At 62.1% G+C, this 24345-nt stretch carries 23 protein-coding genes and 2 pseudogenes; 8 read left to right on the top strand and 17 right to left on the bottom strand.

Annotated elements, in window-relative coordinates; genetic code table 11:
• The 3 genes and pseudogenes from AC07Y0_RS18920 to AC07Y0_RS18910 form a co-directional block, all read right to left on the bottom strand.
• A protein-coding gene (locus tag AC07Y0_RS18920; RefSeq protein ID WP_498673386.1) for an IS3 family transposase occupies window positions 1–1100 on the bottom strand; the annotation gives its coding sequence in 2 pieces (ribosomal slippage) (window positions 1–848 and window positions 848–1100; 1101 coding nt in all).
• A 220-nt stretch (window positions 1101–1320) separates the two neighbouring features.
• Window positions 1321–1584 (bottom strand): annotated as a pseudogene (locus tag AC07Y0_RS18915) (transposase); the annotation flags it as partial.
• A 150-nt stretch (window positions 1585–1734) separates the two neighbouring features.
• Complete coding sequence (locus AC07Y0_RS18910) at window positions 1735–2697, bottom strand: hypothetical protein (protein ID WP_498679239.1); 963 nt, start codon at window positions 2695–2697, stop codon at window positions 1735–1737.
• Between the two features lie 131 nt (window positions 2698–2828).
• Between AC07Y0_RS18910 and AC07Y0_RS18905 the strand changes: the two genes are divergently transcribed.
• Complete coding sequence (locus tag AC07Y0_RS18905) at window positions 2829–3338, top strand: hypothetical protein (RefSeq protein WP_498679238.1); 510 nt, start codon at window positions 2829–2831, stop codon at window positions 3336–3338.
• Window positions 3339–3366: 28 nt separating this feature from the next.
• Window positions 3367–4526, top strand: a protein-coding gene (locus AC07Y0_RS18900) for an IS3 family transposase (protein ID WP_498679237.1) whose coding sequence is annotated in 2 segments (ribosomal slippage) — window positions 3367–3646 and window positions 3646–4526 — 1161 coding nt in all. Because the reading frame shifts where the segments join, the coding sequence is not laid out codon by codon here.
• 58 nt (window positions 4527–4584) lie between these two features.
• Here AC07Y0_RS18900 and AC07Y0_RS18895 read toward each other — a convergent pair.
• Window positions 4585–4845, bottom strand: a pseudogene (locus tag AC07Y0_RS18895) (IS3 family transposase); the annotation flags it as partial.
• A 255-nt stretch (window positions 4846–5100) separates the two neighbouring features.
• Here AC07Y0_RS18895 and AC07Y0_RS18890 point away from each other — a divergent pair.
• The gene (locus AC07Y0_RS18890; protein WP_498679236.1) at window positions 5101–6279 is read left to right on the top strand and encodes a TMEM43 family protein; all 1179 of its coding nucleotides are present in this window, start codon (window positions 5101–5103) and stop codon (window positions 6277–6279) included.
• Here the strand turns inward: AC07Y0_RS18890 and AC07Y0_RS18885 are convergent.
• Complete coding sequence (locus AC07Y0_RS18885; protein WP_028737461.1) at window positions 6273–6467, bottom strand: hypothetical protein; 195 nt, start codon at window positions 6465–6467, stop codon at window positions 6273–6275. The genes AC07Y0_RS18890 and AC07Y0_RS18885 overlap by 7 nt on opposite strands.
• 152 nt (window positions 6468–6619) lie before the next feature.
• Between AC07Y0_RS18885 and AC07Y0_RS18880 the strand changes: the two genes are divergently transcribed.
• A complete protein-coding gene (locus AC07Y0_RS18880) occupies window positions 6620–7411 on the top strand; it encodes a YdcF family protein (RefSeq protein ID WP_498679235.1) in 792 nt (263 codons plus the stop codon).
• A 20-nt stretch (window positions 7412–7431) separates the two neighbouring features.
• Here AC07Y0_RS18880 and AC07Y0_RS18875 read toward each other — a convergent pair whose 3' ends face one another.
• Window positions 7432–7905: a hypothetical protein gene (locus AC07Y0_RS18875; protein WP_498679234.1), complete on the bottom strand. Its 474-nt coding sequence runs from the start codon at window positions 7903–7905 to the stop codon at window positions 7432–7434.
• Between the two features lie 109 nt (window positions 7906–8014).
• On the opposite strand from AC07Y0_RS18875, the gene AC07Y0_RS18870 reads away from it, so the two are divergent.
• On the top strand, window positions 8015–8650 hold the full coding sequence (locus tag AC07Y0_RS18870) for a trimeric intracellular cation channel family protein (RefSeq protein WP_498679233.1): 636 nt from the start codon (window positions 8015–8017) through the stop codon (window positions 8648–8650).
• A 16-nt stretch (window positions 8651–8666) separates the two neighbouring features.
• Here AC07Y0_RS18870 and irrA read toward each other — a convergent pair whose 3' ends face one another.
• Complete coding sequence (gene irrA, locus AC07Y0_RS18865; RefSeq protein WP_498679232.1) at window positions 8667–9092, bottom strand: iron response transcriptional regulator IrrA; 426 nt, start codon at window positions 9090–9092, stop codon at window positions 8667–8669.
• A 306-nt stretch (window positions 9093–9398) separates the two neighbouring features.
• On the opposite strand from irrA, the gene fabA reads away from it, so the two are divergent.
• Genes fabA through fabI form a run of 3 tightly spaced genes read left to right on the top strand, consistent with a single transcriptional unit; the run spans window position 9399 to window position 11990 of the window.
• The gene (fabA, locus tag AC07Y0_RS18860) at window positions 9399–9914 is read left to right on the top strand and encodes a 3-hydroxyacyl-[acyl-carrier-protein] dehydratase FabA (RefSeq protein WP_498679231.1); all 516 of its coding nucleotides are present in this window, start codon (window positions 9399–9401) and stop codon (window positions 9912–9914) included.
• A 41-nt stretch (window positions 9915–9955) separates the two neighbouring features.
• The gene (gene fabB, locus AC07Y0_RS18855; protein WP_498679230.1) at window positions 9956–11179 is read left to right on the top strand and encodes a beta-ketoacyl-ACP synthase I; all 1224 of its coding nucleotides are present in this window, start codon (window positions 9956–9958) and stop codon (window positions 11177–11179) included.
• A gap of 4 nt (window positions 11180–11183) precedes the next feature.
• Window positions 11184–11990: an enoyl-ACP reductase FabI gene (fabI, locus tag AC07Y0_RS18850; RefSeq protein ID WP_498679229.1), complete on the top strand. Its 807-nt coding sequence runs from the start codon at window positions 11184–11186 to the stop codon at window positions 11988–11990.
• A 98-nt stretch (window positions 11991–12088) separates the two neighbouring features.
• On the opposite strand, the gene AC07Y0_RS18845 is transcribed toward fabI, so the two are convergent.
• The 10 genes from AC07Y0_RS18845 to nusA all read right to left on the bottom strand — a co-directional run bounded on the left by AC07Y0_RS18845 (window position 12089) and on the right by nusA (window position 24294).
• On the bottom strand, window positions 12089–12301 hold the full coding sequence (locus tag AC07Y0_RS18845; RefSeq protein WP_498679228.1) for a LuxR C-terminal-related transcriptional regulator: 213 nt from the start codon (window positions 12299–12301) through the stop codon (window positions 12089–12091).
• A 305-nt stretch (window positions 12302–12606) separates the two neighbouring features.
• Window positions 12607–13635 carry an AraC family transcriptional regulator gene (locus tag AC07Y0_RS18840; protein WP_498679227.1) on the bottom strand — a complete coding sequence of 343 codons (1029 nt, stop codon included), beginning with the start codon at window positions 13633–13635 and terminating at the stop codon, window positions 12607–12609.
• 137 nt (window positions 13636–13772) lie between these two features.
• Complete coding sequence (locus AC07Y0_RS18835) at window positions 13773–14789, bottom strand: class I SAM-dependent methyltransferase (RefSeq protein ID WP_498679226.1); 1017 nt, start codon at window positions 14787–14789, stop codon at window positions 13773–13775.
• Between the two features lie 72 nt (window positions 14790–14861).
• Window positions 14862–17006 carry a polyribonucleotide nucleotidyltransferase gene (pnp, locus tag AC07Y0_RS18830; RefSeq protein ID WP_454748461.1) on the bottom strand — a complete coding sequence of 715 codons (2145 nt, stop codon included), beginning with the start codon at window positions 17004–17006 and terminating at the stop codon, window positions 14862–14864.
• 381 nt (window positions 17007–17387) lie between these two features.
• Window positions 17388–17657 carry a 30S ribosomal protein S15 gene (gene rpsO, locus AC07Y0_RS18825; protein WP_028737450.1) on the bottom strand — a complete coding sequence of 90 codons (270 nt, stop codon included), beginning with the start codon at window positions 17655–17657 and terminating at the stop codon, window positions 17388–17390.
• Between the two features lie 152 nt (window positions 17658–17809).
• Window positions 17810–18742: a tRNA pseudouridine(55) synthase TruB gene (truB, locus tag AC07Y0_RS18820; RefSeq protein WP_498679225.1), complete on the bottom strand. Its 933-nt coding sequence runs from the start codon at window positions 18740–18742 to the stop codon at window positions 17810–17812.
• A 6-nt stretch (window positions 18743–18748) separates the two neighbouring features.
• Window positions 18749–19162, bottom strand: coding sequence for a 30S ribosome-binding factor RbfA (gene rbfA / locus AC07Y0_RS18815; RefSeq protein WP_498679224.1), 414 nt, complete (start codon window positions 19160–19162; stop codon window positions 18749–18751).
• Between the two features lie 72 nt (window positions 19163–19234).
• Window positions 19235–21904 (bottom strand): translation initiation factor IF-2, encoded by a 2670-nt coding sequence (infB, locus tag AC07Y0_RS18810; RefSeq protein ID WP_498679223.1) that lies wholly within the window; start codon window positions 21902–21904, stop codon window positions 19235–19237.
• A gap of 99 nt (window positions 21905–22003) precedes the next feature.
• A complete protein-coding gene (locus tag AC07Y0_RS18805; RefSeq protein ID WP_498679222.1) occupies window positions 22004–22693 on the bottom strand; it encodes an RNA-binding protein in 690 nt (229 codons plus the stop codon).
• Window positions 22690–24294, bottom strand: coding sequence for a transcription termination factor NusA (gene nusA, locus AC07Y0_RS18800; protein WP_498679221.1), 1605 nt, complete (start codon window positions 24292–24294; stop codon window positions 22690–22692). Before nusA ends, AC07Y0_RS18805 begins: the two co-directional genes overlap by 4 nt.
• Between the last annotated feature and the right edge of the window lie 51 nt (window positions 24295–24345).

Here is a 24345-nt window from a genome sequence, read left to right as displayed (position 1 = left end):
TCATGCGGCCTGTTTTTCCATAGCCATTTTCATTGCGAACTCGCTGGGGGTGATATTGCCCAGCGACGAGTGGGGTCTGCTCCTGTTGTAATCCTCCTTCCATGCGTTGATGGCGGCTCGGGCCTGAGTGAGCGACGAGAACAGGGTCTCGTTGAGGCACTCGTCACGGAAGCTGCCGTTGAAGCTTTCGACGAAGCCGTTCTGCATCGGCTTGCCTGGGGCGATGTAGTGCCATTCGACCTTTGCTTCCTGGCACCATTTGAGGATGGCCATACTGGTCATCTCCGTGCCGTTGTCCGAGACAATCGTCCTCGGCTTTCCCCGTCTGGCGATGAGACTATCCAGTTCGCGGGCAAGCCGTGCCCCCGACAGGGATGTGTCGGCGACCAGGCACAGGCATTCACGGGTGAAGTCGTCGACCACCGCCAGCACCCGAAAGCGACGACCGTCGGTGAAGGCATCGCTGACGAAGTCCAGGCTCCAGCGCTCGCCCGGACGCGACGGCAGAGCCAAAGGACGTCTCGTCCCCAAGGCCCGCTTTCGGCCGCCGCGCTTGCGCACCGTCAGCTTCTCCTCGCGATAGAGACGTCGAAGCTTCTTCAGGTTCATGACCATCCCCTGCCGGTCGAGCATCACGTGGATACGGCGATAGCCGAAGCGACGACGCTCGGACGCCACCTTCTTCATCGCCTCGCGGATGGACGCATCGTCCGGCCGCACGCTCCGATATCGCATGCTCGAACGATCCACCGATAGAACCTCGCACGCCCGACGCTGGCTCACCCCGTGCTGCGCACAGACGTGAGCCACCGCATTCCGCTTCACATCGGGCGTCACCATTTTTTTGCAGCGACATCCTTCAGGATCGCATTGTCCAGCATGGCCTCGGCGAGCAGCTTCTTCAGCTTGGCGTTCTCGTCCTCGAGCGCCTTCAGCTTGCGGGCATCGGACACGTCCATGCCGCCGTACTTCGCCTTGTATTTGTAGAAGGTTGCATCCGAGATGCCGTGCCTGCGGCAGACATCGACTGTCTTCGCGCCCGCCTCCTGCTCCTTCAATATTCCGATGATCTGTTCTTCCGTGAACCGTGAACGCTTCATTCGTCCGTCTCCTTGATGTGACGGACTCTACCAAATTCTGGAGGAAGTTCAGGGTCTCAGGTCAAACGCGCCGACATGCCATTCCGTGACGCAGCCAGGACGCGGCTACGCAGATCATCGCTGAACGCTCGGGTCATATTGCCTCCGACCAAATCACCAGTCGGAGCGATGGAATCAGAATTCGGACAGTAAGGGAATCCTCAGCCCGATTCCGCGTTCATCGGACGCGCTCTAGGATATCGCGCTCCGCCTTCAGCTTGGCGACTTCACGACGGAGCCGCTCGATCTCAAGCTGCTCCGGCTTCATCTGGCCTTTTCCAGGAAAGGACTGGCTGGGATCGTCACCGTACTCCCGGACCCATTTGCGCAACACATTCTCGTGGACATCAAGGTCACGGGCAGCTTGGGCAACAGTGACCCCACGTTCCCTGACCAGCTTCACCGCTTCAAGCTTATACTCGCGGCTGAATATTCGTCTTTGCATTCATACTCTCCGGCTTCAGGAGGAACACCTTAACTCGATGTCCATGAAACCGGCAGCAGGCCAGAAGACGTAGCGCTGATCCGTGGTCTCTTCCCCAAGGTATGGGCACCGGTCGTTGTGGCCCGCGCGGCTAAGGTGCTGGACGGCTGATTATTTTGCGACTGCTAAAACTAGCTTGGCCAGTATGGCGGCTGCGGATCGTTCAAAATCAGAAATGGTCTCCTCATCACGATGTTCTGCTGTTCGATCAGCAACGACAGTTGGGCGGCCACGGACAATCCTGTTCACATACTCGATTGATTCTCGGAAGCGCTGCTCCAGCAGGTATGCTTCTTCGCTGGTAAGTGTCATTTTTGTCTTGTCGGATGTCTGAACAGACATCAACGCATCGCTAATGAAGGCGGCGAACCGCATATCGTTTGGGGCGGCGGAGTTCATCATCCTCTGGAACTCCAATTCCTTGGCCGTGAGTGATCGATTGATCACGTGTTTCTCGCCTGGAAAAAACTCTGTACCTAATACATTCCGGAAAAAGAACGCCGCCAGACCGTCAAGATATTCTTCGTAGTTGTATACCTCCACGTTTTTTTCCCCGAATGAATCGCAAGCCTGCTTGATCGTGTTGTGATAATGCGGATCCCACGATTCGATGAACTCGGAAAGACTGCGGATTTCGCCGGCCCTTTTTACCTCTTGGGAATATGTGGCGATGAGCGCGGAGCCAATGTCGCGTATGAAGTAAACGTAACGAATTCGATATCCATATCTGCGCGCAACATCGACTATTGCGGATATCCTGTCGCCGGGCGGAGTCATTAGGAATTCTGACGAATAGAGAACATGATTTTCGCCGGCGCCAGATAGGGTTTCGCCAAACTGGCCGATGAACGCATTCTTATCGGGGATGTCATGCGGGAGCCATGGCCGGATGTAGTTTGCCATCTCGACGCCATTACCAGAGGTGATTACTCCGGCTTTGGCCTGATCGAACATATGGCCGCGTGGATAGAGAACGCCATTCTCAGCCATCTGATCCGCGTAACGGGCAAACAGCACTTGCAGAAATGAAGTTCCAGTCTTCGGTGCACCGCCGTGAAGTATCAAATCGGGCATCTTTCACTATCCCACAACCCGACAGAAACATCAATACCGGAGACGTCAGCGCGGGCAGGGATGCGCGCTGACGGTGACGCCGGCGGCCCCGCATCTGGGCCCATCTCTCTTTAACCAAAAGGACATCAATCATGGATCGCGCGGTTTTCTTCGCGGCGTTGCGGCGTCGCGGATCGGGTGTCTTTGGAAGATCGATTTCACAGCAGCAGGTCAACGGCATCACGGGCATTCCTGATGGCTTTGCCACGCACGGCGATGGTCGAGACAAGACGCTCGCCTATGCTCTGGCAACCGCTTACCAAGAAACCGGGCGGTGGATGGTTCCGGTTCGCGAAGGCTTCGCCAAGGATGATGCGACCGCCCGCCGGATCGTCGCCAAGCGGGACTATGGCAAGCCGGCCGGCAAGTATGGCCATGTCCATTGCAGGCACGGGCAAGTGCAGATCACCTGGATCGACAACTACGATCGCTCCTCGGCCGACGCCGGCTACGACCTCGTCGCCTATCCCGACAAGATGCTCGATCCGGTGATCTCGGCGCGCGTGCTCTTAAGCGGTCTGCTGGACGGGCGCTGGAACGGCAAGGGGAAGGGGGTCGCCTTCTACAATAGCTGGCTCGGGAAAACTGCACAGCGAGGGTAAGTGGAATTTCTGCCTGACTTCGGCTCAGATGCCGGGAACAGGAGATACCCTGACGAGACGACCGCGCGGGAACCATAGCCCGGCTTTCAAGGCGAAAGTGGCACTTGCCGCCATCCGAGGCGAGCAGACGCTGGTGGAACTGTCCCAGCAGTTCGACGTGCACGCCAATCAGATCAAGCAGTGGAAAGACCAGCTCCTTGAGGGGGCCACAGGCGTTTTCGGCGATGAAGCGAAGGCGGAGCCGGCGGGGCCAACCGTCGATGTCAAAACGCTACACGCCAAAATCGGGGAGCTGACGTTGGAAAACGATTTTTTAGCCGGAGCGCTCGGCAAGGTGGGATTGCTGGGCGGAAAGAAATGATCGACCGCGCACACAAACTGTCGGTCGCACGCCAGGCGAAGCTCCTCGGCTTCAGCCGTGGCACTGTCTATTATCTGCCTCGTCCAGTGTCCGACGGCGATCTGGCCCTGATGCGCCGGATCGACGAGCTGCATCTCGACTACCCATTTGCCGGAAGTCGGATGTTGCAGGGGCTCTTGCGAGGAGAAGGGCCGGAAGCCGGGCGGATGCACGTCGCCACTCTGATGAAGAAGATGGGCATCGAGGCGATCTATCGCCGCCCGAACACATCCAAACCGGCACCAGGTCACAAAATCTATCCCTACCTCCTGCGCAAGCTGGCGGTCACCAGATCCAACCAGGTCTGGGCGATGGACCTGACATATATTCCGATGGCTCGCGGCTTTGTCTATCGCTGCGCCGTCGTGGACTGGTTCAGCCGGAGTGTTCTGTCGTGGCGGCTGTCTATCACAATGGAAGCCGCTTTCTGCATCGAAGCGGTCGAGGAGGCACTTGCCCGTCATGGCAAGCCTGACATCTTCAACACCGATCAGGGTTCGCAGTTCGCCTCCATGGACTTCATTGCCGTGCTGAAGAAGGCCGAAATCGCCATCTCCATGGATGGCAAGGGAGCCTGGCGGGACAACGTCTTCGTCGAGCGGCTTTGGCGGTCGATCAAATATGAGGAGGTTTACCTCCACGCCGACAAGACCGTGTCCGACGCCCGCGCCGGCATCAGCCGCTATCTGACCTTCTACAACACCAGACGCCCACATTCATCCCCTGACCGGCAGACGCCGGATCAGGCCTACTTCAACGCGCCGACACCTATGAGGGTGGAAGCATAATCGAGGCGGAAATCCACTGAGTAGAACGCCCGAAACTGTTCAGACAAACCGAGCCAGCTCTATCCTCTACGAAGTCGTCTGACCAGACATGGTTGGGGTATTCCGGCCGGAGCCGGACACACGAGCTATCGTTCAGCCACAGCCGGCCGCGCTTGGGTTGCTTGTGAGGTACTTTCAGCCCCTCCCGTCGCCAGATGCGTTCGATCCGCTTGACGGTCACAATCCAGCCCGCCTGATGCAGCATCGCCGTGATGCGGCGATAGCCATAGCGGCCGTACTGGAGAGCGAGCGCCGTGATGTCGACGGTCAACGCCGCTTCGTGATGATCTCTTCTGCCTTGTGTCTTTTCCCTGCCATTTCAATGTCCTTCCTCGGCTCATAAGCCATACTTCAAGAAGGATCACTTTTCAGGGGGCAGGCCATGGTCGACCGATCGACGTTTATCGGTCCGATCCATCGCTTTGCCAAAACAAGTCAGGCGGCGGGCCGTGCTGCCGCTTGATGCGCTCTCGCGATTCCCCTAGGGAATCGGACATGGGCAGGCCGGAACGTAAGGCTGAAGGGCGAGGGTGACATGAGCTTCACGGAAACGACACGGACATCGTGGCTGACGCGGTTGAAGAACGCATTGGTCGGCGCCGTCATCGGCATCGTCCTGGTCGTCGTGGCCATCTGGGCGCTTGTCTGGAACGAAGGCCGGTCGATCAAGGCCTATCGGGCGCTGACCGAAGGCGCCGGCGTCGTGGTCACGGTCAGTGCGGACGAGATCGCTCCTTTAAACGAAGGAAAGCTGATCCACATCATCGGCAAGGTGACGCCGGACGGCATCCCGACCGATACCGAATTCGGCATTTCCGCCGACGGCGCCGTGGCGATCCGGCGCGAGGTCGAAATGTACCAGTGGGTGGAGAAGAGCGAATCACGCTCCGAAACCAAGCTGGGCGGCAGCGAAGAAACCGTCACCACCTACACCTACACGAAGGAATGGAAGTCGGGCCGCGAAAACTCCGGCGAGTTCCGCCAGCCGGAGGGTCACGAGAATCCGGATCTGGTCGTCGACGACGGGTCCTTTGCGGTGGACAGCGCAAAGGTCGGGACCTTTGCCGTGTCGGGTGAAAACGTCGCCGGTCTCGGCAAGCAGACCGATCTGAAGCTGACGGAAGAGGACGCCGCCCGCGCCGAACAGGTTCTGTCCGGAACCGTGCAACTCGATCGTGGGGGCTTCTATGTCGGCTTGAGCCCGACCCAGCCGCTGGTCGGCGATCTCCGCATCCAATACAGCCGGGCCGACCTTTCCGAGGCGAGCTTCGTGGCGGCCCAGAGCGACGGCTGGCTGAAGCCCTTCACCGCGTCGAACGGCCGGGAGATCTTCCTCAGCGAATCCGGAAAGGCGAGTGCTGCGGAAATGTTTGATGCCGCGCAGGCGGAGAACACCATGATCATGTGGCTGATCCGCGTCGGCGGCATGATCGGCCTCATGGTCGGATTCAGCCTGTTCTTCTCGATCCTCGGCGTCATCGCCGATGTCGTTCCGATCGCCGGCTCGCTGGTGCGCTTCGGCACCGGGATGATCGCCTTCGTGCTGACCGTGCTGGTCGGGCCGCTGGTCATCGCCATCGGCTGGTTTGCCTATCGACCGCTTCTGTCGCTCGGTCTGCTTGTGGTGGGCGGGCTCATCGCCTTTGGCGTCGTCTGGTTCCGTCGGCGTTCGGTCGGCCGGGCAAGCCCGACCGCGCCGTCGACTGCTCAGTAGAACAGCTCGCCGCGATCCTGGCGTGACGTCTGGTCGATCTGGAACCAGTCCGTGATACGGTCGATGTCGAGTTCGGCTTCGCCGTTGCGGAGCTGGACGCGCAGTTTGTCGCCCGAACGGCCGAGAGGCACGCCGATATAGATCCGGCTGTTGCCAGCGTCGTCCAGAGTATCGATCGCGAAGCGCATAAGGCCCCCAAATACAAGCGCGTAAAATCTTTATTTTCGAGTGCTGGAGGCTTAAGGGACGTGCCTTGAGCGAAACTGTTGCGGAATGAACATCCCTCCTTTTCGCGGGGCGCTCCGGCTCTCCCGGGGCCATGCGAAGCGAGTGAAGAAGCATGTTCCTGGTCTCCAAGCTGTTCTGGATGTTTGCCCAGCCCTTGTCGCTGGCCTTCCTCGCCATCCTGATCGCCGTTGTCGCCCTGCTCGCCGGCCTGCGCCGTTGGGGTCTTGCGTTGAGTGCTCTTGGCGGTGCCATCCTGTTCGTGACGCTCTACACGACGACCGGCTCCTTCGTGCTGCAGGGGCTCGAGGCACGCTTTCCCAAGCCCGCGGCGGACCCGCAGACACTCTCCTGCATGATCGTGCTCGGTGGCGCGTTCGAGACCGAGGTCACGACGACACTCGGTGGCATCGAGATGAACCAGGCCGCCGATCGCTTCATCGAGGCTCTGCGACTGGCCCGGCGTTTCCCGCAGTCGGCGATCCTCGTCTCCGGTGGGGATGGATCGCTCAGCGGCGCCTACGAGGGTGATGCGGTCGCCTCCGAGCGGTTCTTCGAAACCTTCGGCATCCCGGCCGGCCGCCTCGTGCGCGAGACGCAATCGCGCACCACCTCCGAGAACGTCGCCAATAGCCGAACCATACTGGCCGAGAGAGGATTGGAGAATTGCCTGCTGATCACCTCGGCCTTTCACATGCCGCGGGCCGTGGGTCTGTTCCGGGAGGCCGGCATTCCGGTCACGCCCTGGCCGACGGATTTCCGCACCAGCGGAAAGGTGAAGTTCGGCCTGGATTTCACCCAGCCGACGCTGAACGCGCAGCAGACGGCGACGGCGGTGCGCGAGTGGATCGGGCTCGCCGCCTATTTCCTCACGGGCCGCATGGCAGCCCTCTATCCGGCGCCCTGAACGCGGCCTGTGCGGGGCGCCTACTTCTTCGAGATCGTCAGGAACTTGGTGCCGCGCACGCGCACGGTGATTTCGCAGGCGACCTCGTCGGTGCGTTCGCAGAAGCGCGGGTTCATCTTCATCACGAAGACCATGTTGCCGAAGCGCTTGATGAAGTCGTAGCCGTACATCTTGGCGGAGGCGATCATGAAATAACCGCCTTCCTTGACCTGCAGGTAGAAATTGTAGGGACAGCCGTCGTCGGTGCAATCGGGGCCGCGCATGCTGTCGCAGAGGATCTCGCCCTCGTTGACCACGGCATCGATGATGCCGTCATTGTTGATGTCGAGGCGGGTAATGAAGTTCGTGCCGAACTGAACGGTCTTGCAGCGCTTCTGGAAATGTTCCTTTTCGTATATCTCCGGATCGCTGATAAGCTGCTGCTGGCCAAAGGATGCTGAGGCGGGAGTGAGCAGAAACGCGATTTGCAGAAGGGCAAGGAGCAGGTATTTCACGGCGGTCTTCCCAGGAAAATGAAGTCTCTCCTTGCTATCATAGGTTCCACTGCTTGCGCGGCCCTGACGCCGTCACGGTTTCCAAAGGCTCTCGTCGGATGAGGTTGAAATGACACTGCTCGGATTTCTCGACTATGCGGGCGTTGCCGTGTTCGCTGCCACCGGCGCGCTCTCCGCCTCGCGCAAGGAGCTCGACGTGATCGGCTTCCTGTTTCTCGCCGCGGTCACCGGCATTGGGGGAGGAACGCTGAGGGACGTCGTTCTCGGCAGCCTGCCGGTCTTCTGGGTGCGCGATCCCGGCTATATCCTGGTCTGCGCCTCGGTCGGGGTTCTGGTCTTCTTCACCGCCCACCTGGTCGAGTCGCGCTACCGCCTGTTGATCTGGCTCGATGCCGTCGGGCTTGCGGCCTATTGCGTCATGGGGGCGGCCAAGGGCTATGCCGCGACCGGCTCGCCGACCGTGGCGATCGTCACCGGTACGCTGACGGCGGCCTGCGGCGGCATCCTGCGCGACATTATCGCCGGCGAGCCGTCGGTTCTTCTGCGTCCCGAGATCTACGTCACCGCAGCACTGGTCGGGGCCTGCGTTTTCACTGCGGCGACCGTATTCGGCCTTCCGCTCTATGCCGCCTCCGCATTCGGCGCGGCCACGGCCTTTGCCATCCGGGGCGGGGCGCTGCGTTTCGGCTGGAGTTTTCCGCGCTACAATTCTCGTCCGGGCAGGGCGCCCGACGACGTTCTCTGACCGTGTTGCGGCTGCCTCAGCCCTGACGCTTCTTCGGCCGCAGGCGAATTACCACGTCGACATGGGAGATTTCCAAGCCCTCGGGCGGGGTCGGAAGGTTGTCGATGACGATGTTGTTCAAGGGGATGTCGAGAACCTCGTTCTCGCCCTCGACAAAGAAATGGTGATGGTCCGACGTATTGGTGTCGAAATAGGTCTTGGCGCTTTCGACGGCAAGGACACGGATCAGGCCAGCCTCGGTGAACTGGTGCAGCGTGTTGTACACGGTTGCGAGAGACACCGGCACCTTGGCGGCGGTGGCTTCCTCGTGCAGTTCCTCCACTGTCAGGTGACGGTCGCCCTTGGCAAAAAGCAGGCTTGCGAGCGCGATGCGCTGACGCGTCGGACGAAGGCCCGACTGGCGCAATTTCAGTTCCGTACGTGAACGGTCTTCAGTCGTCATCAAGACGATCTCCGCTTTGCCTGTTGGTCGTTCGCAAACATCATCGGACGATATAACTTTTACGCGCTCCCCTTTCAATAGTTCCACCGGGCGGCGGCTCGACAAAGTGCCTAAAAAGCCGCGATTTGGCGGTTTTGGGTCTGGTCCTGACGGGGGGCTTCCTGTATGCGACGGCTAAAGTCACCGGATGGCGGCGGATCGGGAAGTCTCCCGCGATCTGATCTCGGCTATTGTGGGACTTCAATTTGTCCCTATCTTGCTCTAAGGGTCCGTGAACGCGAAGCCTGAGGGGGGAAGAAGAAGAAAATGGCACCAAGACAATCCAGCTATAACTATGAAGAGATCCTCGCCTGCGGTCGCGGCGAGCTGTTTGGCCCCGGCAATGCGCAGCTTCCCCTGCCGCCGATGCTGATGGTCCACCGGATCACGGACATTTCCGAGACGGGCGGCGCCTTCGACAAGGGTTACATTCGCGCAGAATACGACGTCCATCCGGATGACTGGTATTTTCCGTGCCACTTCCAGGGCAACCCGATCATGCCGGGATGTCTCGGCCTCGACGGCATGTGGCAACTGACCGGTTTCTTCCTCGGCTGGCTGGGCGAGCCCGGCCGCGGCATGGCTCTGTCCACGGGCGAAGTGAAGTTCAAGGGCATGGTTCGCCCGACCACCAAGCTGCTTGAGTACGGCATCGACTTCAAGCGCGTCATGCGCGGTCGTCTGGTGCTGGGTACCGCCGATGGCTGGCTGAAGGCCGACGGCGAAACCATTTATCAGGCAACCGACCTTCGCGTCGGTCTGTCCAAGGAAAAGACGGCCTGAACAGGGGCCGTCCAAACCACCATAATAAGAAGGTCTGAGAGATGAGACGGGTAGTTGTTACGGGACTTGGAATCGTGTCCTCCATCGGGAGCGACGCGGCAGAGGTGACGGCATCACTGCGCGAAGCGAAGTCGGGTATCCAGTTCTCGCCGGATTTCGCCGAATACGGCTTCCGCTGCCAGGTCTGGGGCAAACCTGCGCTCGATCCGACCGATCTCGTCGACCGTCGCGCCATGCGCTTCCTGTCGCAGGGCGGTGCCTGGAACCACGTCGCCATGAAGCAGGCGCTGGCGGATTCCGGTCTCGAGGAAAAAGACTACGCCCAGAACGAGCGGACCGGCATCATCATGGGCTCGGGCGGTCCGTCCACCCGCACCATCGTGGAAGCGGCCGACATCACCCGCAAGAACATGAGCCCGAAGCGCATCGGCCCGTTTGCCGTGCCGAAGGCGATGTCCTCCACCGCATCGGCAACGCTCGCCACCTGGTTCCAGATCCACGGCGTCAACTACTCGATCTCGTCGGCCTGCTCGACCTCGGCGCACTGCATCGGCAACGCGGCGGAGATGATCCAGTGGGGCAAGCAGGACGTGATGTTCGCCGGCGGCCACGAAGATCTCGACTGGTCGATGTCGAACCTGTTCGACGCCATGGGCGCCATGTCTTCCAAGTTCAACGATACGCCGGCAACCGCCTCGCGCGCCTATGACGTGTCGCGCGACGGTTTCGTCATCGCCGGCGGCGCGGGCGTGCTGGTGCTTGAGGAACTGGAACACGCCAAGGCCCGCGGCGCCAAGATCTATGCCGAACTCGTCGGCTACGGCGCGACCTCGGACGGCTACGACATGGTCGCCCCGTCGGGCGAAGGCGCCAAGCGGTGCATGCGCCAGGCGCTGTCGACCGTGAAGGGTGAGGTGGACTACATCAACACCCACGGCACATCGACGCCGGTCGGCGATTCGAAGGAGATCGGCGCGATCCGCGAAGTCTTCGGCGACAAGATCCCGCACATCCAGTCGACCAAGTCCCTGACCGGCCATTCGCTCGGCGCCGCCGGCGTGCAGGAATCGATCTACGCGCTGCTGATGATGCAGGAACGCTTCATCGGCGAAAGCGCACACATCACCGAACTCGACCCCGAGTTCGACGGCGTGCCGATCGTGCGCAAGCGCATCGACAATGCGAAGATGGACACCGTCCTATCCAATTCCTTTGGCTTCGGCGGCACCAACGCAACCCTCGTCTTCCAACGCCACAATGGATAGCCGCATGATCGCCTCTATGCAGGGAAAGCGCGGCCTCATCATGGGCGTCGCGAACAGTCACTCGATTGCCTGGGGGATCGCGCAGGCGCTGGCCGGCGCCGGCGCCGAGCTTGCCTTCACCTACCAGGGCGAGGCGCTCGGCAAGCGGGTGAAGCCGCTGGCGGCCGAACTCGGTTCGGACTTTCTCCTCCCCTGCGACGTGGAGGATATCGCCTCCGTCGATACAGTCATCGAGGCACTGAAGGAGCGCTGGGGCAAGCTCGATTTCATCGTGCATGCGATCGGCTTTTCCGACAAGAACGAGCTCAAGGGGCTCTACGCGGATACCACGCGCGACAACTTCACCCGCACCATGGTGATTTCGTGCTTCTCCTTCACCGAGATCGCCAAGCGGGCCGCAGAGCTGATGGTCGAAGGCGGTTCGATGCTGACGCTGACCTATGGCGGTTCGGTCCGCATCATGCCGAACTACAACGTCATGGGCGTCGCCAAGGCCGCCCTGGAGGCTTCGGTGCGGTATCTGGCGGGCGACTACGGTCCGCGGGGCATTCGCGTCAATGCCATCTCGGCCGGCCCGATCCGCACGCTCGCGGGCGCCGGAATCTCCGATGCGCGTGCCATGCTCTCTTGGCAGCAGAAGAACGCGCCCTTGCGCCGCACCGTGACGATCGAGGACGTCGGAAACTCGGCCCTCTACCTGCTCTCGGATCTTTCGCGCGGCGTCACGGGCGAAATCCACTACGTCGATTCCGGCTACAACATCACGTCCATGCCGACTCTCGACATGCTGCGCAGCTCCGACGCCGAGTAAGGCTCTCTTCTTGATGCCATGGACGAAAAATGCCTGGCGCGACCTCATATCGCGCCAGGCATGAACACGGAGTGGTCCGCAAGCCCGAAGCTTCGGGCTTACTCCGGTCTTTGGATGTGCTCGACCTCGATCGAGCCCATCAGCATCGCCATGCTGACCGCATGCAGCCGATTGCGCGCGCCGAGTTTGTTCTCGGCAGAGGACAGCAATCCCTCGACCTCGATCTCGGACAGTAGCAGGAGATTGCAGATGTCGAGCGGTCGCTTGCCCTCGGCGACCATCGTCAGGCACTTGACTTCCGCATCGGTCAATGCAGTTTTCGGGCCGGACGGCTGTCCGGCAGACTGATCGTTATTCGCCATGATGTTCTGAGATCGCCAAGATTAAATCTGTGCTTCGTCGCCGGTCATCTTTGACCGAGACGTCTGTCATCTCACATATATAAGGATCAGCGGAGCGATTGTAATTCGCGGCAGGCGCCAAAAGCTTAACATCGCCTACGAAAGGTTAACTTCCGCCTGCGTCGAGTGCCAGCAATATGTCAACATTTCTGCCTGTCGCGCGGAAATTGTCAATAGACAAAGTGCTGCGTGGATCTTGTCTGCCCGAACCGGTGTCAGGCGGACTTCCGTCGGCGCAGTTCGGTCGGCGTCTGGCCGAACCAGCGCGTGACGGATCGCGTAAAGGCGCTCGGTGCGGAATAGCCGAGCCGATAGCAGATCTCCGAGATTGCCAATTCGCTCTCGGTCAGCAGATTGAGGCTGAGTTCGCGCCTCAGGTTGTCACGGATCTCCGCCAGGCTCGTATGTTCCTCGGCGAGCCGGCGCTGGAAGGTTCGCTCCGATATGCCGAAATGCGGAGAGATGTCGCTCAGCGACGAGTTGGGCTCCGCCATGCGCAAGAGCAGGAACTTCCGCACCTGGTCGATGAAATTTCCCTCCTGATAGTCCGCATCGGGCCGCATGGACCGACACTGGATATCCATCAGCGAGAACAGCCTTGCGTCCGCCTTTGGGTTCTTCATGTCGAGGAGGCTGGCCGGGATACGCAAGCTATTCTCCCGGCAGCCGAAACGCAGCTTCTTCGTCAGGTAGTCGCGGAATACCTGCGGCGCCTTGGGGCGCGGCCGCTCGAGTTCGATCTCGACGAGATCCGTATGAATCCCGATGATGCCGCGCAACCGCTCCAGGGTGATGGCAATCCCCATGTCGACATACTGGTCGCGCTTGACGATCGCCGGGGCGAATGACCAGGAAATGGAAGCGCCGCGCTCGTCCATGGTGAAGCGCAGATTGCTGGCATAGGTGGCATATTGCATGTGAGCGGCAAGGAAGCGCACGAAGTCCCCCACGGTCGGCGCAGTCATCAGGCCGTATCCGAACGGTCCGGTCGAGCCGGCGATGAAGCGGTCGACGCATTTTAGTCCGAAGGCCTCGTCATCCGCCAGCAATGCGCAGGCTTCCAGCAGCCGGCAAAGCCGGTCGAGGCTGATGCGCGCCGTCAGGCTCTGGAATATGTCCGGGTCGATCTTGAGAGCGCTGCAAATGGGGCCGATGTCGATGCCATAGGACTTTGCATGCGCGGCGACTGCGGACGCGACGCCCGCAACGGCGGTCAGTTCGTCGGCAATCGATTTATTAGACATCGAATATATGGCGCCCAATGATAAGCCAGTGTCGTCGCAGGTTAAGTCCGATTGCGCGGCTTGTCGAGAGACCAGACATCCGGAAAATCCGGATGCCTTACACGAACCGATGCTGTTGGACGGTCGGCCCGCCTGACCTATTTCTTGGCCCAGAGAACCTTGAAGCGGGCGTTGCGGCAGGTCTCGCCGTGCTCGCGGAAGTCCTCGGCGAGGATCGCCTCGTAGGGCAGGCCGCGATTGGCCACCAGCAGCAGCTGGCCGCCGCTGCGCAGCGCGTGGGCTGCTGCCTTGATCATTGACTGGCCGAGGCCGGGTTCCGCCGCGTGGCCCTGGTGGAAGGGCGGGTTCATGATGACGAGATCGTATTTTTCCTTGGCCGGCTCGCGCGTCAGGTCCTGCCAGAAGAAGCGTGCCGTCAGGCTGGGGCAGTTCTCTGCTAGGTTCACCTTGGCATATTCCAGCGCGTCGAAATCGGCCTCGAACAGGTCGATGCGCGCGGTCCGCGGCGAGCGCGTGGCCAGCATGGTCGACAGATAGCCCCAGCCGGCGCCGAAGTCGGCGGCATTGCCGTCGAAATTCTCAGGCAGGCGGCTCGCCAGCAGCTCGGAGCCGTCGTCGATGCGGTCATGCGAAAACATGCCAGGACGGGTGTGGAAGCGCCCGTCCACCAGCGTCTCGCGCGCGGCAAGCTTGGCGACGGCCGCTCCGGCATCTTCCGGTGCGGTGAACCACAGGGCGACCCCGTGATATTTCGGCATGTGCTCGGCTTCGATCCCGAGCCCGGCCAGGCGCTTGCGCATCGGCTGCACGCCGTCTTCCTTGCCGCCGGCAACCACGATCAGGCCGCCCGCCTTCACCCGTCCAAGGGCTTCGGCGACGCGATTGTCGTTCTCGCCCCGGTGCTTGCCCAGCAGGATCAGCGCGCCGTCGAAACCCTCGCCCTCGATATGGGGGATCGGATTGAGGCGAGCAGCCTCGAGCTTCAGGAACTCGCCGCGATGGCCCTGTACGGGCACCAGCGAGGCGGTAAACTCGTCGGGCTTGGCAAAGCCCGCCTCGGCGCCGATGAACAGGAAGCGCTCGTCGGAGCGGGGAGCGGCAACCGTGCCGCTGGCAAAGGGATGGAACAGGGTCTTCAGCGTTTCGCGGCTCATGGCAGGGCTCTCCGGGCGAATAAAAAAGGCGCGGAAGGTTTCCGCGCCTCACTGTCAAAGGGAAGGGGCCGCTTATTCGGCGGCTTCGCCCTCGTCCTTCTTCTTCTCGGCGACGATTTCCTTGCCGGTCGTCTGGTCGACGGCCTTCATGGAGAGGCGAACCTTGCCGCGCTCGTCGAAGCCCATCAGCTTGACCCAGACCTTGTCGCCTTCCTTGACGACGTCCGAGGTCTTGGCAACGCGGTCCGAAGCGAGCTGCGAGATGTGGACGAGACCGTCGCGCGAACCGAAGAAGTTGACGAAGGCGCCGAAATCGGCGGTCTTCACAACGGTGCCTTCGTAGACCACGCCGACTTCCGGCTCGGCAACGATCGAGTGGATCCACTTGCGGGCCGCTTCGATTTCCTTGCCCGAGGACGAGGCGATCTTCACGGTGCCGTCGTCTTCGATGTTGATCTTCGCGCCGGTCTTTTCGACGATTTCGCGAATGACCTTGCCGCCGGAGCCGATGACTTCACGAATCTTGTCGACCGGGATGTTCATCACTTCGATGCGCGGGGCGAATTCGCCGAGCTGTCCGCGGCTTTCGGTGATGGCCTTGGCCATCTCGCCGAGGATGTGCTTGCGGCCGCCCTGTGCCTGGCTGAGCGCGACCTTCATGATCTCTTCGGTGATACCGGCGATCTTGATGTCCATCTGCAGCGAGGTGATGCCCTCGTTGGTGCCGGCAACCTTGAAGTCCATGTCGCCGAGGTGGTCTTCATCGCCGAGAATGTCGGAGAGAACGGCGAAGCGATCGCCTTCCAGGATCAGGCCCATGGCGATACCGGCAACGGGCTTGGCGAGCGGAACGCCGGCGTCCATCAGTGCGAGCGAGGTGCCGCAGACGGTTGCCATCGAGGACGAGCCGTTCGACTCGGTGATTTCCGATACGACGCGCAGCGTGTAGGGGAACTGTTCCGGGGTCGGCAGCATCGGGCGGATAGCGCGCCAGGCAAGTTTGCCATGGCCGATTTCGCGGCGGCCCGGGGAGCCCATGCGGCCCGTTTCACCGACCGAGTAGGGCGGGAAGTTATAGTGCAGCAGGAAGCGTTCCTTGTACATGCCGGTCAGCGAGTCGACATACTGCTCGTCTTCGCCGGTGCCGAGGGTCGCAACCACGATCGCCTGGGTCTCGCCGCGGGTGAACAGCGCCGAACCATGGGTGCGCGGCAGCAAGCCGACTTCCGAAACGATCGGGCGAACGGTTTCCAGGTCGCGGCCGTCGATGCGGCTCTTGGTGTCGAGGATGTTCCAGCGGACGATCTTCGCCTGCAGGGTCTTGAAGACCGAGCCGATGACTTCGGCCGTGTACTTGGCTTCGCCACCCTCGGGCAGGAAATGCGCCTTGACCTTCGCCTTCACAGCGTCGACGGCTGCGTAGCGTGCAGCCTTCTCGGTGATCTTGTAGGCGTTGCGCAGTTCGGTTTCGGCCATGGCCAGCATCTCGGCTTCGAGCGCGGAATAGTCTTCCGGATCGAAATCGCGCGGTTCCTTGGCGGCAACTTCGGCGAGCTTGATGATCGCGTCGATAACCGGCTGGAAGCCCTTGTGGCCGAACATGACGGCGCCGAGCATGATGTCTTCCGGAAGTTCCTTGGCTTCCGATTCAACCATCAGCACGGCGTCCTGGGTGCCGGCGACGACGAGGTCGAGAACCGACTCGTCCATCTCGTCGAGATGCGGGTTGAGGACGTATTCGCCGTTGATGTAGCCGACGCGTGCGCCGCCGACCGGGCCCATGAAGGGCACGCCCGACAACGTCAGGGCAGCCGAAGCGGCAACCATCGACAGGACGTCCGGATCGTTTTCAAGGTCATGCTGGATGACGGTGACGACGACCTGGGTGTCGTTCTTGTAGCCGTCCGGGAAGAGCGGGCGGATCGGGCGGTCGATCAGGCGGGAAACCAGCGTTTCCTTTTCCGACGGGCGGCCTTCGCGCTTGAAGTAGCCACCCGGGATCTTGCCGGCGGCATAGGTCTTTTCCTGGTAGTTGACGGTCAGCGGGAAGAAGTCCTGGCCCGGCTTCGGCGACTTGGCCGAGACGACGGTGGCGAGAACGACGGTTTCGCCGTAGGTGGCCATGACGGCGCCGTCGGCCTGACGGGCGACCTTGCCGGTTTCGAGCTTGAGCGGGCGGCCTGCCCACTCGATTTCCACGCTATGGATATCAAACATCTATCTTGTCCTTCTTCCACGACTGCCAGCCTTTGTGGCGGGACCCCGAAAGGGAGCCGGTGGCGGCCGTGGCTATGCTGACGCATCACGGGCAAGACAGCGGGAGGCTTTTCGTTTCGAGAGATATCCTCCGGTTCCGGAGGCTTAGGGCTTCTCGCGCAAGGGGAGGTGAGATCTCTTCCCTGCATGGCCGAATCCCTTCGGCGAAAGCATCCTGCAATCCTGCCCCATGACAGGTCATCGGTTGGTTTTGGCAGCGCCGGCCCATCCGGTCTGCCCTTCATTCGCGGCCAACGGATTTGATCGTCCGAATGGCCAGCCGGGACCTGGGTCCCGAAAGAGAGCCGGCGGACCTCGCGAGGATGGTCCGCCGGAAGATTTTTAGCGGCGAATGCCCAGGCTCGTGATGAGCTTGGTGTAACGGGCTTCGTCCTTCTTCTTGAGGTAGTCAAGAAGCGAGCGACGGCTCGACACCATCGTCAGCAGGCCACGGCGGGAATGGTTATCCTTCTTGTGGTCCTTGAAGTGTCCGGTGAGGTTGTTGATCCGCTCGGTCAGGATCGCAACCTGGACTTCCGGAGAACCGGTGTCGCCTTCGACGGTTGCGTATTCCTTGATGAGGGCAGCCTTGCGCTCTGCAGTGATCGACATCGGGAATCCTTTCTGAATATCAGGAGAAATAAGACGCCATATGCCGGGATGTCGTCCAGCAAAGGCCGTGAAAGCAGACGGCTAGCCGCCATGCTGGCGTGCCTATAGCTCATCCCGTGGCGAAATGGAAGCTTTGTTTGGGCGGCGCCCGCTCAGCCGAACACCCGTCTCGGGCGGAATTCGCCTTCGCCGATCTCGCCGATGGCGACCAGTTTGCCGAAGCAGGTGGCAAAGGCGTCCGCCTCGGCGACCGGCGCATTGCGGCCCCTCAGCAGGATCGGATTGCCCATCCGCAGGCGGTGTGCCTGGTCCTCGGTGATCGCGATGTGCGGCAGGCCGGAAAGCGCCTCTCCAGTATCGATCAGGAACGCATCGAGGGCGGCGAGCCGCTCCTGCTTGTCTTCGATCGCCTCCAGCGCGATGAGGTCGGCCAGCGGCACCATCGTTTCCTCGGCGAAAGGCGCGACGAAGGAGCGCCTGAGCGAGGAGATGTGGCCGTAGCAGCCGAGATCGCGGCCGAAATCGCGGGCAAGCGAGCGTACATAGGTACCCTTGCCGCATTCGACCTCGAAACGTGCGCTGTTCTCATCCGGGCAGCCGACCAGCGTCAGCCGGAAGATCTCGACCTCGCGGGACGGAATGTCGACGGTCTCGCCTTCGCGCGCCAGGTCGTAGGCACGCTCGCCGGCGATCTTGATCGCCGAGAACTGCGGCGGGATCTGCGAGATGACGCCGGCATAGGCCGGCAGCAGGGCGCGAATCTGTTCCTCGCTCGGGCGCTCCTGTGACGTCTGGGTCGCTTCGCCCTCGAGGTCGTCGGTCGTGCGCTCTTCACCCCAGGTCACGGTGAATTCGTAGATCTTGCGGCCGTCCATGACATAGGGAACGGTCTTGGTGGCGTCGCCGAGCGCGATCGGCAGCATGCCGGAGGCGAGCGGATCGAGCGTGCCGGCATGGCCGGCCTTCTGCGCGTCGAACAGCCACTTGATCTTGGAGACTGCCTCGGTCGAGCCGAAATCCACCGGCTTGTCGAGGATCAGCCAGCCGGAAACCGGCCGGCCCTTGGGTTTGCGGGGTTTGGACATGCGCCTCTATTCTTGTTCGTCGTCACTGTCGGTGTGACCCAGGTCGCGCTGGACCTCGGGCGAGCGCAACAGCGCGTCGATCTTCTGGTAATTGTCGAAACTGGTATCGTCGCGGAAGCGCACCTCGGGCATGTATTTCAGCTGCCGAAGCTGGGGGCCGAGCCGGCCGCGGATATATTTGGCATGGTGGTTCAGCGCGTCGATCACTGCCTGATGGTCGGCGACGCCGAGCGGCGTCACATAGGCGTTGGCGACCCTGAGGTCCGGCGACATGCGGACTTCGGAGATCGAGATCACCGTCTTTTCGATCAGTGGATTGCGCACTTCGCCACGCTGCAACACCTGCGAGATCGCGGCGCGCACCTGTTCGCCGACACGCAGCATGCGCTGGTTGGGCGCGGAAGTCGTTGGTCTGGTCATATCTTTTCGCCTCAAACGAAGCGAGCGCCGGATCGTCCGGCGCCCGTCCTGTTATCCCGTGCGGTGGTCGCCTCAGAGCGTGCGCGTGATATGTTCCACGCGGAAGCACTCGATCGTATCGCCGGCGCGGATGTCTTCGTAGTTCTCGAAGGCCATGCCACATTCCTGGCCCATCGGCACTTCTGCCACTTCGTCCTTGAAGCGCTTGAGTGTCTTGAGCTTGCCTTCGTGAATGACGACATTGTCGCGCACCAGGCGCACGCCGGCACCACGTTCGACCTTGCCTTCGATGACGCGGCAACCCGCGACCTTGCCGGTCTTGGTGATGTTGAACACCTCCAGGATTTCGGCATTGCCGAGGAAGGTTTCGCGACGCTCCGGAGAGAGCAGGCCCGACATCGCTGCCTTCACGTCATCCACCAGATCGTAGATGATGTTGTAGTAGCGGATCTCGGTTCCGGCGCGTTCGGCGGCGGCCCGAGCCTGGGCGTTGGCGCGAACGTTGAAGCCGATGATGGCGGCGTTCGACGCTTCGGCGAGCGAGATGTCCGACTCCGTGATGCCACCGGCACCCGAATGCACGATGCGGGCGCGAACCTCGTCCGTCCCCAGCTTGTCGAGAGCGCCGATGATGGCTTCGATCGAGCCCTGCACGTCGCCCTTGATCACCAGCGGGAATTCCTTGAAGCCGGTATTCTGCAGCTGGGTCATCATCTGTTCGAGCGAACCGCGCTGGCCAGACTGACGGGCAGCGGCCTTGTCGCGGGCCAGACGCTGGCGATATTCCGAGATCTCGCGCGCACGGGCTTCGTTCTCGACGACGGCGAACCGATCGCCGGCTGCCGGTGTGCCCGACAGGCCGAGCACTTCGACCGGCGTGGCAGGACCCGCTTCCTTGACATGGTCGCCCTTGTCGTTGACGAGCGCGCGTACACGGCCCCACTGGTCGCCGGCAACGATGATCTCGCCCGGACGAAGCGTACCCTTCTGGATCAGCACGGTGGCAACCGCGCCGCGACCGCGGTCGAGCTGCGCTTCGATGACCGTGCCTTCGGCGGTACGGCTCGGATCGGCCTTGAGGTCGAGAATCTCCGCCTGGAGCAGGACGGCTTCGAGCAGCTTGTCGAGGTTCAGCTTGTTCTTGGCAGAGACTTCGACGTCGAGCACTTCACCGCCCATGGATTCGACGAAGACCTCATGCTGCAGAAGCTGGTTGCGCACCTTCTGCGGGTCGGCCTCGTGCTTGTCGATCTTGTTGATCGCCACGATGATCGGCACGTTGGCGGCCTTGGCATGATTGATCGATTCGATCGTCTGCGGCATCACGCTGTCGTCGGCGGCGACCACCAGGATGGCGATGTCGGTTGCCTGCGCGCCGCGGGCACGCATGGCGGTGAACGCGGCGTGACCGGGCGTGTCGATGAAGGTGATCTTCTGGCCGTTGTGTTCGACCTGATACGCACCGATATGCTGGGTGATGCCGCCGGCTTCGCCGGAGACGACGCTGGTCTTGCGGATGGCGTCGAGAAGCGAGGTCTTGCCGTGGTCGACGTGGCCCATGATGGTGACGACCGGCGGACGGGAAACCAGTTCGCCCTCGTCGTCGGCGACGTTGAAGATGCCTTCTTCAACATCCGACTCGGAGACGCGCTTGACGGTGTGGCCGAATTCGGTGGCGATGAGTTCGGCGAGGTCGGCGTCGATGACGTCGCCCGGCTTCATCATCTGGCCTTCCTTCATCAGGTACTTGATGACGTCGACGGCGCGCTCGGACATGCGCTGCGACAGTTCCTGAATGGTGATGGTTTCCGGCAGGATGACTTCGCGCATGACCTTCTCGCGCGTTTCCTGCATCTGGCTGCGGCGGAACTTCTCCTGGCGACGGCGGGTCGCAGCCATCGAACGGCCACGGGCATTGCCGTCGTCGTCCGTGCTGACCGTGGTTACCGTCAGCTTGCCGCGGCGGCGTTCGTCTTCGGTCTTCGGGCGAGCCGGAACCTTGGCGGGAGCAGCGACGGGGACTCGGCCACGGCCGGGTGCGCCGCGGTTGACCGTGCGTTCTTCCTCTTCCTCGTCGCCGGCCTTGCGGCCGCGAACGAAGCCGGGTGCCACGGGAGCGGACGGAGCGGCGGCGGGCTTTGCCACCGTGCGTGCGTCGGCGGCCGCTGCCGCGGGCGCGGCTTCCGCCACGGGAGCCGGGGCCGGTTCTTCCGGCTGCGGCTCGTTGGCGCGGCGTTCGGCCTCCTCGGCGGCCAGACGGGCGCGTTCCGCGGCCTCGGCAACGCGACGGGCTTCGTCGATGACGCGCTGCTTGGCTTCCTCGACTTCACGGGCCTGGGCTTCGATCAGGGCGCGACGGCGCGCTTCCATCTCGCCGGCCGACAGGTCGTGCAGGACGGCGCCGCGCGGGCGTTCCTGGCGAACGGGCTGCTGCTGTGGCGGGCGCTGCGGCTGGGGAGTGGGCTGGTGCGTGCGGGTCTGCGGGGCAGGCGCTGCGGGACGAGCCTGGACAGCCGGGGCTGCCGCAGGTTCGGGCGCGCGCACGACAGGCGCTACCGGCGTTACGATCTTTTCGTCTTCGGGACGGGTCGGGCGGCGCTTGCGCGTCTCGACCACCACGGCCTTGGTCCGACCGCGACCCATGTCCTGGCGCACGGTACCCTGGGTCACGCCTGACGGTTTCAGGGTGAGGGTCTTCTTGCCCGGCGCACTGAGTGTCTTGTCGTCTTTGTTGTCGGTCATTCCGTTCCGTTCCTTGGACAAGGCCGGATGCGGAACATCAGACCTCGTCGTTCAATTCGTAAATTCCGATAATGCGTCCGGCTGAAGCCGTTGACCGCGTCATTGCTTCGGCATGTCTGCGACATCCTTTATCTGAGACAGCCCGCCTGTGCGGTACTGTTCAAGCAGGTTTGCGCGCTTCACTACACCTTCACCCGCCTGCCCTGCAAGCACTGCTGCATGGATAAACGCGTTCTGGCCCATCAGTTCGTCCATTTCTGCTCCGGAAAGCAGGTGGAACGCGGGAATCGCCGCGTCCGTTTCCATTCCGAGGTGCCAGGCCTTGCGGGCCTGGTCGATCTTTCTCACGCCGTCGGCCGCCGCATCCGTCGAATGGAAGACGGCAAGCGCCTCGCCACTGCGGACCGCCGCCTCGACCTTGGCCGATCCGGAGACGAACTGACCCGCCTTGCGGGCCAGGTTGATCATTCCGGCCAATTGCTGGGCCAGCAGCCGGTCGACCGTCTGGCCGAGCTCGGCATCCACCTTCACATCCCGCTTCAGGGCCCGGGCGAAGAGCTTCTTCGCCACGGCCTTGTCCACCAGATCACGACGCGGCGTCACCCAGCAGCCACGGCCGGGAAGCTGGCGCTTCAGGTCCGGCACGATGGTCCCGTCCGGGGCCGCGACGAAGCGGATCAGCGTCTCGGGCGAGCCGCCATCCCGCGTCACGATGCACATGCGGCCGTTCACTTCGCCCTCCGGACCATCGTCCTCGGGTTCATTTCCAGCCGCACCGGTCATTGTCATTCAGCCTGCCCGGCTTCTTCCGCCACTTCGTCTTCGGCAGGAGCCGCGAGGTCCTCTTCGGTGATCCAGCCGGCCGCAAGGCGGGCCTGGACGATCATGTTCTCGGCTTCGGCGCGCGAAACGTCGAACTTGCCGAAGAGACCTTCGAACTTCTTGGTCTCGCCGTCCTTGCGTTCGCTCCATCCGACCAGGTCGTCGGCGGCGCAGCCGGCAAAGTCCTCGATCGTCTTGATGCCGTCTTCGCCGAGCGCGACCATCATCTGCGAGGTCATGCCGTCGATCTGGCGCAGTTCGTCGGCCACGCCGAGCGCCTTGCGCTTGGCATCCATTTCCGCCTCGATCTTTTCCAGGTACTCGCGGGCGCGGGTCTGGATTTCCTGGGCAGTATCCTCGTCGAAGCCGTCGATCGAGGAAATTTCCTCGAGGTCGACGTAGGCGACTTCCTCGACCTGGGCGAAGCCTTCGGAGGCGAGCACCTGGCCGACCATCTCGTCGACGTCCAGCGCATCCATGAACAGGTTGGTGCGCTCGTTGAATTCCTTCTGGCGGCGCTCCGATTCCTCGGCTTCCGTCATGATGTCGATGTCCCAGCCGGTCAGCTGCGAGGCGAGACGCACGTTCTGGCCGCGACGGCCGATGGCGAGCGACAGCTGCTCGTCCGGAACGACCACTTCGATGCGTTCCGCATCTTCGTCGAGAACCACCTTGGCGACTTCAGCCGGCTGCAAGGCGTTGACGATGAAGGCGGCCGGATCGCTCGACCACGGAATGATGTCGATCTTTTCGCCCTGCAATTCGCCGACGACGGCCTGGACGCGCGAGCCGCGCATACCGACGCAGGCTCCGACCGGGTCGATCGAACTATCGTTCGAGATGACGGCGATCTTGGCGCGCGAACCCGGGTCGCGGGCGACCGACTTGATCTGGATGATGCCGTCGTAGATTTCCGGCACTTCCATGGTGAACAGCTTCACCATGAACTGCGGATGGGTGCGCGACAGGAAGATCTGCGGGCCGCGCTGCTCGCGGCGCACGTCGTAGACATAGGCGCGAACGCGGTCGCCGTAACGGAAGGCTTCGCGCGGGATCATCTCGTCGCGACGGATAATGCCTTCGCCGCGGCCGAGGTCGACGATGACGTTGCCGTATTCGACGCGCTTGACCGTGCCGTTGACGATTTCGCCGACGCGATCCTTGAACTCGTCATACTGGCGGTCACGCTCGGCTTCGCGCACCTTCTGCACGATGACCTGCTTGGCCGACTGCGCGGCGATGCGGCCGAAATCCATCGGCGGCAACGGATCGGCGATGAAGTCGCCGATCTTGGCTTCGATGTTGCGGTCGCGAGCGAGCTCGAGCGCGATCTGGGTCGAATAGTCCTCGACCTTCTCGACGACTTCCAGAAGACGCTGCAGGCGGATTTCGCCGGTCTTCGAGTTGATGTCGGCGCGGATGTTCGTTTCGGAGCCGTAGCGCGAGCGGGCGGCCTTCTGGATGGCGTCGGCCATCGCGGCAAGGACGATTTCGCGGTCGATGACTTTCTCACGGGCGACCGCATCAGCGATCTGCAAGAGCTCGAGCCGGTTAGCACTGACTGCCATTGTCTTAAGTCTCCGTCTTCCTGCCGGGGCCGCGGCCCACGAGGCGGTTAG

Source organism: Allorhizobium sp. GW101-3B10 (assembly GCF_059424725.1).
This window is presented reverse-complemented; position numbering and strand designations above follow the sequence as displayed.